Consider the following 12,576-nt stretch of genomic DNA (forward strand, 5'->3'; position numbering starts at 1 on the left):
AACATATTGCCACTTTTTTTTACCTAAATATACTCTTTTTGGCAATTTAACTTCGCTTTTTATTACTATTTTTATATACAAGTTATTAACAGACAGATTGTTATAACATATTTAAGGAATGACTAAAATAGTATTTTGAAAAGTACTAGTGTCAAAAGGCACCGCTCCATCTTGCAAGGCAGGATCAATTTCATCATCGCAGATGGAAGTAAGATTTTCAGGAATGGGAAAAGCTTCGGGTAAATCATCGACGGTAAAAGTTATGGTAGAGGTATATTGACATTGTTGTCCGAAATTATTTTTGACCGTAAAATTAATGGTTTGAGAAGCCGTAACAAAAGGATTTGGCAATGGACTGGGTAGTTAAACGCCATTTTCATCGAAGTAAAAAACCGAAACATCCGTCAATCCGTTTAGTAATTGGGTTTCTAAATTGGTCGTGTCAAAAGCGAAAATGCCATCGTGGTTGTCGTCACATTCCTTTAAAAGTTGCGGTTCAACTAGGGGAAGGGGTTCTACGGTTAAGGTAATGTGGTGTCCCAATCCCAAACATTCGTTATTGACTTGGCTGTCCACCCGAACGTAAATATTTTGTGTTCCCGGATGATCGGTATTGGTGTAATTTGTTATGTCGGCAATTGCGTTTTGTTCTGCCAATGCATCTGTAAGATTTTTATAATACGTAATGTCCAGTAATTGTCCTGGAGGATATAAATCTTGAATTTCGGCCGTTACACTACTAAAGTTAAAGGTTGCAACTCCATCTGTATTACTTCCTGAAACCGCATCATCACATTTATTAAAAACTTTCTGAAACGAAGCGGGAATTAATGTTGTAGAAACCTGCAAGTTGATTTGTGCCGTGCTGAAACAACCGTTACTGTTTTCCACTCGTGCAAAAAGGGTCTCGTTACTTACGGTTTGATTGCTGTAATTTGTTGTGTTGGTTATGGTTGCTGTATTGTCTTTTGCATCTTGAAGGGTAGGATGGTAGGTAATGCTCAAACCTTCGGTAGTATTGACCAACAACGCGTTTACTTCGGTGAGGTTAAAAGCACTAAACCCATCGTTATCGTCGTCACATTGTTTTAAGGTTATGGTGTTGTTTAACACCGATGGTATCGGATAAATTACAATTTCTCTGGAATTTGTTCCTGTACCCGAAGGACTTGTTGCGATTACTGTAACAGTATAAGTGCCTGGATTGGTATAAATATGTGTCGGGTTTAAGTCTGTAGAAGTGGTGCCGTCGCCAAAATTCCAAAGGGTACTGGTTACAGCATTGTTTGTTAATTGAAAAGAGGTTGATGCTCCTACACAAGTATTTTGAAGTTGAATGGTTGGGTTAAAAAAAGACTGACAAAAATTGGGTAGCCCATTTAAGCAAGTTTTTCCGTTTAAATCAATAAAGTTATTTTGAAAACTACAACCAATACCTAATGTTGTGGGGCTATTAATAACTCCAAGTTTTGTAGTATTAATAAGTGCTACATAAATTTTATTGTCGGGACCAAGTTGTAACATTAAAGGATTAGAAGAATAATCATTGAGATTTACAATAAATAACGAGCTTGATATGGGGATTGCATTTAAATCAAATTGAAGTAATTGACCGCCTTTTGTAGCATACAAAACTTTACTATCTATGGAAAATTCAACGCTATAAAAATCACCAAAATTATCTTGAGGATTAAAATACAAAAGTTGTTCATTAGAAATAATACCCGTATTGGTGTCAAAATCAAAAAGTTCCAGCTTTTTTAATCTAAAATTACATGCTGCGAGTTTACTGCCATCGGGGGAAATTTTAATGGCACCAACGGCATCAGCATTATTGAATAACTGACTGTAACCTAATACAACACCTATATTGTTTTGTATAGGAGTTGAACTTAAACCATTGCTAGTTAATAAATAGCATTTATAAGTATTGCTGTTCCAACTATGCGTAATGATCCAATAATCAATATTATTGGCATGTTTAACAGCAGTTAATTTTTCGCAAGTTGGCGTGTAAATCGAGATATTTTTATCGGAAGTAACGGCTCCATTGCCATTGTCTAAATTCATGTCTACGATAGAATAGCTAAATCCATTTGCTTCGGCTATTTCATCAACGGTAAATAAATAATATAAATTACTTGAATTTGGTTTTTGAACTATTAAGGAGGATTGTGTAGCTGATGAATCACCAAATAAGCCAGAACCATTTTGCATGATCTGGTGGTTCTTATTATAAACAGTAACACCGTTTGTGTAAAATAGTAATTGTCCCGAGGCAGTTGACAAAACCGAAGTACCCTCTTCACTAACTAATTGTCCATTGGTCAAGGCTACCGGATTACCACTGTTAAAGTCGAGACCGGCATTTTGGCCAAAATACCAAATGTTGGCTTCTCCTTGTGCGTGAGAAGCCAACACTGATAAAAAGAAACATATGAGCATTAATTTTCTCAAAATATAATTTTTTAAAACGCAACTCCCAATCCTAAGTTAAAGAATGTGTTGGTACTGGAATCTGATTTAAAAAAAACATCCTCTGTTTTGGCTGAAATTATGGTAAGGTTAGTGTCCAGAAATAGATTTTTGTAGACAAAGTATTTTAAGCCAGGGGTAAATGTTACGCCATTTGACGTTACATTACGTTCAGGGGTAATAACTAAATTATTGATAGTTGCGTTTGATTTAAAGGAATCAAAATAATACCCTACAGAAGCGTAACTACTCAACTTGGTATTTTTAAAATTGTAAGCAAGGTTAAAATTGGGATTAAAACCCCATTTATTCGCATAAAAATCAGTTTCGTTGGAATTGTAATAAAATACCCTCAGTCCAACATTCAAATCGACATTATCCCATTTTTTGATGCGATAAATGCCAAAAGCATGCAGCGGATTATTAAAAAGTTCGCTGTTATTATTGGTTAACGCATAACCAAGACCAGCGTGAATTTTTTTTGTGCTTTCATCTTGTGCAAATACAGAAATACTGGTAAATAGCATTGCCGTCATCAATAGGTTTTTCATTTTGTTCGTTTTTAATTGGGCCATTCTACAAATACTTTAAATTCTAGGTTCGCTGCGGGAAAGGTGTAGGTTATGGTGGTTGGTTTTGTAGCTAAATAGTTTAAAAATCCAATTTCTACATAATCACCCGCACTGTAAGTTAAATCCTGTCCTACATTAGGACCATCTGCATCTGCAAGACCAAAATATAAGGACAATTCGGGTTTTAAATACAAGTTGGCACTACTGCAATTCCAAGTTAAATTACCTTGGTTTTGCAACACCTCTGAACGGTACCACGGTTTGAAGGTATAAACATTTTCGTAGGGCAAACCGATTAACGGCTTCGATAATCCGAAAACTACATCAGCAAGACTTTCTGGGTTGGACGCCGGATACTCAGGGTCAAAAACGGTGTTGATGCCATTGAAAGTAACAACCTGAATGCCATTTATTTTTATGGCATTACCTCTCACCACATTTACATTAATACTTTTCTCAATGGTTACGTTGTCTTTATTTCTGGCCCGTACCGAAATGGTATGCGGCCCAATATCGTCGAAGTTAAAATAATAATTGTAATTCGTACCAAAATTAAAATCCACATAACTTCCGGTAGCAAAGTTGTTTTTTGAAATCCATGCTTCAGTGATTTCTTCATTAGCTGAAAGATTTACCGTAAAAGGTTCGTCAACCGCTATATTGTTGCTAGAGGCTTCTAGTTGAACTGCAAAAGTACTTTGTGGTGTGTTGCTGTCTTCTGAGGAGCAATTTGCTAATAGGAAAGATAGGAATATAAAAATAATTTGTTGTAGTTTACTTTTTTTTATCACAATTTTTTTCATATGTAATTAATAATCCATTGTCAAAAGGGAAACTTTTTTCTTCAAGAACTGAATCCTTTAAAATAAAAATTGAAATGCCATAGTATGTGCCAGATTGTGCAGAATAATATTCTCTACACACTTTTATGGTATCATTATAAAATCTATAATTTCCATACAAAGGTCTTTTAAATTCATCAAAAGAAATTTTATTATAATAAAATTCAATTTTACCATTATTTTTAAATTTTATTACAGGTTTATTCTCGTTAATTAACTTATTCTCTTGTTTAATAAATTTACTATTTACTTCATTAACATTAGAAATATATTTTTGTATATAAATACAATTTGTATCAATAGAACTAATTGCAAAATTTGTATCTATATGATTGACATTTTCAAAACATAACTGTTTTCGCGAGTTGCAGGAAACAAAATAAAAAAAAAACAATATCAATAGTGCTTTATTTACCATGATGTAAACATATTTGGAGTTTTATACTGAAAATAACTATTCCAATTCCACGATAAATTTTCAAAACCTCTGTCCTTTATTCCATTATGAATAAATCGGTTTTGAATTGCATGCCTAACATGTTCACTATTAACTCCTGCTCTAAATCCTTTATAACCAACAGATAGTGCCCCTAAACGATATTTAGTCCCAGTTTCATTAACATATCCGTGGCGGAATTTTCTATTATAATTGTCCCTTAATTCAGGATTATAGGTTGGGTTTTCTAATTTTGGCTTACCATTTCGTTTATAACCAGTTATGATTTTTTCTTCAGCTGCTTGATTTTCAAGGCTTCTATTTCCGGTCATCAAGTTAAACCCAGCTGCGTAATCACCAAAAGATAAATTTAGTGCAGCGGTTCTATAACTATCACCTCGATCACCTAAACCCGCTTGTTTGATTCCAAATCCTCCATCATTTTCATACATTGCTTTAAATTTGCCACTTTGAATCCCTATCAAGCCGGTTCTTTGCCCTAAATCTCCTTCCCAGAAATTAGTACCTAACGTTAATCCTGTTTTACCATCGTCATAACTCACTAACGCGGAGTATCTTATTTCTCTTGAGTTTGCTCCAAATCCGTTATAATTAGAATATTCAATTATCCCATACCCGCCTGAAACACTAAAATTGCCATCATCATAGGTAACCCCAAAACTAACCCCTGCACCTGCTGAGTTTCCAAAAACTATTGATGGAGATGCACTTATTGTCAAGTCACCAATCGGTACACTAATTACTGGCATAAAACCTGCTGCAAATGATGACGTTATTAATTGGCCAAATCCACCCGCAGAAAAAATCGACATTGGAGATAATCCAGCCGTTATACCCCCTATTATAGCCCCTGCACCAATAGCCATTCCAAAACCATCCCATGACCAATTACCTGTTTGAATTGCATGTGCTACATACGAAGCCCCGCCACTGATAGCTCCAATCATAACACCTATCAAAATTGGAGTCCATGGAAATTCTCCACTAGGGTCGCTAAACTTCAATGGATTGTTTAATACATAGCCATACCTGTTATAAGCTTGTGTACTAAATGGGTCTGCAACGAAATTATCAGGTTGTAAAAATCGATGCACTACTGGGTCGTACAAACGACCGTTCATGTGTATAAGATTTACGCCTTGCAAATGTTCGTGTCCGGTATAGCCTCTGTCTGTAATTGTTAACTGTGTAAGAACGTTTCCGGCTCCATCCTGTACTTTTAGAACATTACCCCAAGCATCAAACAATCGTTTTTCGACTACTGCACCTGCTTGATTGGTAACGGCTACAATACTACCCAGATAATCACGGTGTAAATATAAATAATTTTGTGTTGTACCGTTACTTTTTAACATTACAGGAGCGGTGTAAGCGTCACCGCCGATGTAAGTGATAAACTCTGTGTCTACTGCGCCAATTTGTTTGATCTCCATGCTGCCGTCCGTAGAATAATGTTTCCTGAATGGACGGGCCAGTTTATCTGCTTGCAAGCCACCGTAATACATAGTAGAACGGCTGTTGTTCATATTATAGATGAAGCTTATTTTGTCTTTGCCTTCTTCAATAATGTCAATAGGGCTTTTAAACGCATTATAGGTTATGTCCAGAGCGGCTCTACTTTGATAATAGGCAGCATATTCGGGGGTTGGAACAATGGAACTGTTTTGAAAATGTTTGGGAACATTAGTTGCTGGGTTTACATTGGTATAATTGTAACTACCCACATTATTTTCGTCGATTCGTCCTAAATTATCATAGGTTTGACCATCCGTTTTTAATTCTATAACCTTTATATTATCTACTCCAAAACTTAATGGTCCTTGAAAGTTAGTGTCATTACCCACTACAAATTTTATATACACTTCTGTGTATTGCGTAACTGTGTGCTGCACTGAAAAATCAATTCCTGTGGCATTAACGTACTGCGTTTCTATAACTTGATTTGTTGTTGGATTACGTTCAACAACACTAATTTTAACATAATTATTTACACCTATTAGAGTTTTAAAATATATTTGACCTGTGATTTGTAGTTTTTCTCCTGGGGTTGCGTTATTTTTAATAATTCGCTGTGTCCCTTGAAAATTTAAATTGCTTGTAACTTTCAGTCTTGAGTAAGAAGGAGTAGTTTCGTTAATAACCGTAACCCCACTATTTGTGGCTAAAAATCCATCAGTAGCATTGCTAAATGTAAAGTTTAGTATTTCTTTATTCGCACTCCAAGTACTCAACCGGTCTAAATTGTCGTAGGTAAAATTTTCCTGATGGTTAAACATACTGTTGTTGCGGCTCAATAAATTCCCTCGTTGTGCTTCAAAAGAAGTATTTAAAGTCATGATATTCGCGCTTGGCACTCCCGTTTTATCATGTTTAAATTGGGTAGGAAATCCAAACTGATCGTACGAATTGGTTATGTTTATTCCATTGCCATAAGCAGCTGTAACCACTTGTCCTTTCGCATTTACGGTATTGGTTTGCCATAAAACTTGACTTGTAGCATCGTCTAAAATTTGCCAATGCTGTCCGTTTTTATAGGTGTTCTTTACCCATTTATCAGATCTTTTACCATTTGTTGTATTTATTGCAGTGTAAAGCTCCCTTGCTGGTCGGCCAAAAGCATCAAATTGAATGGCTCTTTGGTAAAAAGCATTAAAACCACTTTCTTCAGTAAGGTTTAGTCGTTTATAGTTGTCATAACCATACGTGTATAATGTGTGGAATCCACCTGCAAAATCATCATATCTAGTATTGGTCAGTAATTTAGTTGTTGGATCATTATAGGTATAGGTAGTTTTTGTATTAGTAGGGTCACCTCCTGTCCCTACAATTGTTTTTTGTGTGACTTTACCAACATTATTAATGGTGTAGTTAGTTTCTCCTTTTGGGGTTATCTCTTTAGTTATTTCGCCAAATTCATTGTATTCGTACCTGTAAATTCCTGCACTAGGATCATCTAATTTGGTTTTCCTGCCCCATCCATCTTGTTCAATTTTAACTTCAACTCCTTCAAAATTGGATGTTTTGAGGTTTCCGTTGGCAAAGTGCTTGTATGTTATCGTTCCCTCATTATCGGTCATTGACACAACAGCACCTGTACTATTTTTAACAGCAGTTGAATTTCCTACTCCTGCACTTGTCGCAGCTGCTGAACCCGAATAGGATATAGAGGTGCTAGTTGTTAAACCTGAATAGGTAATATTGTGTATTTTGCCGGTTGGCTCAGTAACTTGGGTCGGTCGCCCATAAGCGTCATAAGATGTTGTGCTAAATAATCCCGACCATTGTGGTTGTGTAGCAAGCGATGGTTCATACGCTTTAATGAGCCTGTTATAAATATCGTATTCATTGGTTTTCCAACTTATATTAGATTGAGAACCGGTAACATCATTTATAGTTTTATATCCTTCTGCGATTTTTCGCCCTAAATCATCCAAGCGAACGATACTTTTAGAGTCATCATCACCTGTTGAAGTAATTTCGAAATAGCCGCTAGATCCAGGGCTTATCCACGAATAAGCAGTGGTTAAACTTTTACCTAAATAATCGGTTTCTTTTATTTTTTTACCCCAAACATCATATAAATTGGTTGTAATTAAAGGGAATCCAGGATTTGATGGGAGTGTTTGTGTGAGAAGCAAACCGTTACTAGAATTATACGTATAAGTAGTAGTCAAATCTTCAATATCTTTACTAGACATTAAAAATCTTCCCGAAAGATCATAAGTAAAATTTGTTATTCTAGGTGTAAGCCCTACGGCTGTGATTGTTTTTTTTGTGATGTTTCCAAATACATCGTACAAATTATCTTCCGTTAAATAGTTTGTGAGATGTCCTTTCTTTTGTATTTTGGATACCAAATGATCGGAGTTGAACGTATATAGTTCCTCACCAGTCATCGTGTCGCCGTCATGATTTAAAGTAGCGTTTTTCTTTTTTAAACGACCTACAATATAAGTAGGACTGCTCACTAACGGAAAATATTCAAGTGCTACGGTTTCGGTTTTTTCAATTATTGAACCATTTTTTGAAACAGATGTTGTAGATAAAGGATTATTATAATTATCAAAAGAAGTAGTAACCTCATTTGACGTACCATCTAAACCGTTGACAGAAACTGTAAATGGGTTGTTTAATTTAAACACTTTATTAGGTAAAAGTGCTAATACTGGATTCGTATAAGTCATATTAGATTTACTGATAAAACTAGTAGGTGTGTACATAGAAAAATTACCGTCAACTTCGCCTAATGCAGTCCAACTTTCGCTTACCGCTCCTCTTCGGGTCATATCATGCTTTGTTACTGATGATATTGGTTGGGTATCTTCATTAAACCAATTCGTTCTTGCCAACGCTCGAAAGCCAAGAAATCCTATTCCTTCGAGATTTGTAACAGCACCGTAATAGTCAAATTTCTGTTTTTTGTATTGTGTTGCCGAAACTTGTTCGAGTTGTGAAACAACTTGGAAACCAGCCGCCAGCTTTATATCAAAATTTGGGTAGCTTTCGGTATATGTTGAGGGGGCAAATACGATATCGCAACTTGAATTCAGAGGGCAATCGGCATTTAAAGCTGCATAACTTATCACTTCCTTTACACCGTTACCAAGGGTTATTTGTTTGAGTCTAGTATCTGTTGCATTATCTTTTGGAGAGATAAGACTGTAAATGGTGCTATTTGAAATGAAGCTTATTTGTTTATTTGAATTTGCTTTGTCAAAAGATAACAAAATAGGAATAGGGAAACGATTTAAACCATTAACATCAGTTTTTTCAGTGTACATCGAAGATACAAAAGTCGCTCCTTTATTAGCAAAATATCTTACAGATATATATCTATTATTGTTAACAAAATCGATTAGCCCAGTTTCAATATAGTTACATTTTGTTAAAATTAAATCTGTTTTACCATCGTTATTAAAATCATTTGGAATTATATGTTGAACACTTCTCTTGTTTCCATCGTCATAACCCGTAAAGTACGAATCAATTCCTAAATTAGTTTCTGTAAATAGAATAGTCGAACCTGTAGAAGTGTAAGTTGTAAATAAGGGACTATAGTTCTCTTTTGGGATAATAAAATCTGCTTTACCATCACCATTATAATCACCCATTAAAGGCTGTTTTGTTAAAGTGATATTTGGAGAATTAACAGTAGTTATTAAACTTAGAACATTGTTATTACCTAACTGATAAACTCGACAAATACTAGCGTCAAATACAAATAAATCTGATTTTCCGTCCCCGTTAAAATCAGCGACATAAAATTTACTGCTGTTTGAACTAATAATGTTCCCTGAATAATTTACGAAGTTCGAAATTAATCTTCTGTCTAAATTAACAAAATAGGTCTTGCCGCCTGAAACATCAACATTGGTAGATGTATAACAATCGCTTTGACAAGTTTTTACTTCATAACTTGTGCTTTTCTCGATTGCAATGACATCTGTTAATCCATCGCCATTAAAGTCGCCACTAACATATTCTTTTGGAATATCTTTATATTTTGTCACTCCAGGATTTGCGATGATGGCTCCGCCAGTAGTGAAAGGTCCTATCCAATTACCAGGTAAATTATCTGTACCACATATAGAACGTACAAAAAAACTATAGTTCTTTTTTCCTAATAAATTTTGAGCGGTAAAAGAATTTTGATTCACAATGATGTAAGTCCCGACAGGTTCATAATTACTTGGAGCAGGAGCACTATTCGTTTCAAAATAGCATACTTCCCACATCAACGGCAGTGGCGTTCCAGATTGTGTCCAGCTAAAAATTGCTTGTCCGTTTAATATGGCACTTACTGCTAAATTTGATGGGCTTGGACAAATAGTTGGGTTTACGACGGGCCCTCCATCAAATGGATCTTCGATAACAGGTTCATTTCCTCTTGCTGAAACAGGTTCATTTATTTTATCTAATACATTTTTGCCTGTTTCATCTTCATCATAAGCTGTTTTATTTGCATTAGGCAATACATCACAGTGAATTAAACCCGGACATGCATCATAGTAAGAAAGCTTTGGAAAAGCATAAACTTTATCATACTGAAATAAAATGGGTTGCGAAGGGCTTGTTGATAAATTTTTAAAAGTGGTCTGCCCAGTAGTATTATTAAATTGTACGGCACACCATCCTTGCATAGGCATCAGTTTGTCACTATAATTTAGCCATGATGTGGGAAATATATCAGAAAATGTACCCACATTGTGTTCCCATCCAAAATCTACACCGCTATTTAAATTATCAGAAGTAAATAAATAGTATTTTTTCTTCGCTTCATTGCCTGTGGTTGGATACAAAATAAAATCTAAATTGCCATCCCCATCAAAATCACCAGAAATAGTTGCAGAGTTATCAGCTCTAATATTGCTAATACCAGAAAGACTTACATTATCAATGAACGATATAGCTTCTCCCGTAGTTTCATAATTAAATACAGTTGGATTAAAGCTTTTGGAATTATCACCACTTTTTTCTGTAATTCTTTTCAATCGTTCATATCCCAAAGTTGTGCTTTCATGCCCTAGGATGTAGTTTCTGAAACCTATGCCATTGCCCTTTACTTTTATTTCGCTTAAAATATTATTTCTGGTAAAACTTTGCCCTCCAATATAAGCCTGTTCAGGTCTTACTCTATTTTTGTATTCAAATAGTATCTCATTAATAGGAGCCGTAGTCAGTCTTGTACCGTATTTAATGGTACTAATGGACAAATTGTTGTTTGCAAGTAAATAACTGTAGGAAATCCTTACCCCTTGCGGATTTTGCCAATATGTAATTGCCCAATCTGTTAATGATCTCGAGTTGGTAGAATTACCGTAATGGGCAATTGAACCATCAGGATATTGTACAATGAAATAGGCGGGACCATAATTACTTCCGTTTGGATGCACTCCATAAGAAGTTACTTGCACATTAGAAAAAGCTTCGGTTTCATATACTGTGCCATTAGCGCCATATATTCCTGAAGTTCCATTTTTCACCATTAATCGTTGCCCATCAAATGAAAATCTATCTAGACTATTGAAATCTACACCATCAATAATGTTGTCATGAAATTTAGTAGTTGAGGTTCTTGATATAACAGAAACACCAGTAATATTCCATCCGTATCCTGCTAAGCCGTTACCGCCTTGGCTATTATATCCTAAGGAAACTTGAGGCACAATACCATTAATTCCTGGAGGAACGGCAATAGGTATATTGTAAGCTGCCCCGCCTGTTAAAGAGACGGAAAGTTGACCTTCTGTAACTCCTACTTCTGTGGAGCTACCTGTTGGAGGACTGACAGAAGGAAGTGTTGTAAGATTACTGCCCTTTTTTACCGGTTCTAAATTGCTTTGTGCTTCGGTTCTTTTTATCGGTTTTAATCCCCGGATTGGTGTACCTCCATAAACATCTTCTTGGGAATATATTAAGGCACTGTGACTTAACAGTAAAAAAAGTATAAATTTTTTCATGGCTCTTATTTTTTAATGATTTTTATAGATTTGAACTCGCCGTTTGTGTACTGTAAAGTTATAAAGTAAATACCTGCTGGATATTCTTGAAAGGAAATGCTTTTTGCATTTTCATTTTCTAACTTGCTGTACGATTGTATAATTTGTCCAGTCAAATTAGTAACATCCATTTTAGTGACTTTATTTTCGTTTATCAATTCCCATTTTAAATACAACTCTTCTCTAACTGGATTAGGATAATATGAAATGACGTCTTCGGGGAAAAATTTTTGCAGGTCTTCGTCTTTTAGTTCAGAAACTTCTTTAACTTCTTGATTAGAATTTCTTGATGCACAAGTTGGACACCAAGATCTTTGAATTTGATTTCCAGCAGCATCGTATTCAAAACGAATTTTCGATCCTTGCGAATAAACATTCCCAAGAAAAAAACAAGCAAAGAGAATAAATAAAAATGGCTTCATAATTTTAAATTTTTTTGGATTTAGAAAAGTTTTTAAAAAAAAGGCATAAAAAAGCGTGAGTACTTCATTTACTGTCCTTGAGGCTCTGGAATGCCCAACGTACAAATAAACAAAGCCCACGCAGTGCATGGGCAAAGTCTATTCTCGTACGTTTTAAAATTTTCCAGATTTCAAGAACAAGAATAAAGCAATGCTTTATATATTTTTATGTATATCCGTAATTGCTCATATTTTTGTATATTTGTTTGATAGATAAATTATTGGGTATGAATATTTTTAGTTTTGGAGTCGAATTTAGTAGTGAAGCCA

Annotated in this window: 7 protein-coding genes; all 7 read right to left on the reverse strand. The window is 35.1% G+C overall.

Annotated features, from left to right (window positions below):
• Nucleotides 1-111 precede the first annotated feature (111 nt).
• From ACIQ2X_RS08030 to ACIQ2X_RS08060, 7 genes are read right to left on the reverse strand one after another with little or no spacing between them, the layout of a single operon-like run.
• Nucleotides 112-351 carry a hypothetical protein gene (locus ACIQ2X_RS08030; RefSeq protein ID WP_396178410.1) on the reverse strand — a complete coding sequence of 80 codons (240 nt, stop codon included), beginning with the start codon at nucleotides 349-351 and terminating at the stop codon, nucleotides 112-114.
• 12 nt (nucleotides 352-363) lie between these two features.
• Nucleotides 364-2,457 carry a PKD domain-containing protein gene (locus tag ACIQ2X_RS08035; RefSeq protein ID WP_396178411.1) on the reverse strand — a complete coding sequence of 698 codons (2,094 nt, stop codon included), beginning with the start codon at nucleotides 2,455-2,457 and terminating at the stop codon, nucleotides 364-366.
• Nucleotides 2,458-2,468: 11 nt separating this feature from the next.
• The gene (locus tag ACIQ2X_RS08040) at nucleotides 2,469-3,026 is read right to left on the reverse strand and encodes an outer membrane beta-barrel protein (protein ID WP_396178412.1); all 558 of its coding nucleotides are present in this window, start codon (nucleotides 3,024-3,026) and stop codon (nucleotides 2,469-2,471) included.
• A gap of 11 nt (nucleotides 3,027-3,037) precedes the next feature.
• Nucleotides 3,038-3,850: a hypothetical protein gene (locus tag ACIQ2X_RS08045; RefSeq protein ID WP_396178413.1), complete on the reverse strand. Its 813-nt coding sequence runs from the start codon at nucleotides 3,848-3,850 to the stop codon at nucleotides 3,038-3,040.
• Entirely contained in the window at nucleotides 3,822-4,307 is a 486-nt protein-coding gene (locus ACIQ2X_RS08050) for a hypothetical protein (RefSeq protein WP_396178414.1), read from the reverse strand. The genes ACIQ2X_RS08045 and ACIQ2X_RS08050 overlap by 29 nt, the downstream gene beginning before the upstream one ends.
• A complete protein-coding gene (locus tag ACIQ2X_RS08055; RefSeq protein WP_396178415.1) occupies nucleotides 4,301-11,806 on the reverse strand; it encodes a polymorphic toxin type 23 domain-containing protein in 7,506 nt (2,501 codons plus the stop codon). The genes ACIQ2X_RS08050 and ACIQ2X_RS08055 overlap by 7 nt, the downstream gene beginning before the upstream one ends.
• A 5-nt stretch (nucleotides 11,807-11,811) precedes the next feature.
• Complete coding sequence (locus ACIQ2X_RS08060; RefSeq protein ID WP_396178416.1) at nucleotides 11,812-12,267, reverse strand: T9SS type A sorting domain-containing protein; 456 nt, start codon at nucleotides 12,265-12,267, stop codon at nucleotides 11,812-11,814.
• Nucleotides 12,268-12,576 lie beyond the last annotated feature (309 nt).

The sequence above is a fragment of the Flavobacterium sp. genome, assembly GCF_044368625.1.
GTDB lineage: Bacteria > Bacteroidota > Bacteroidia > Flavobacteriales > Flavobacteriaceae > Flavobacterium.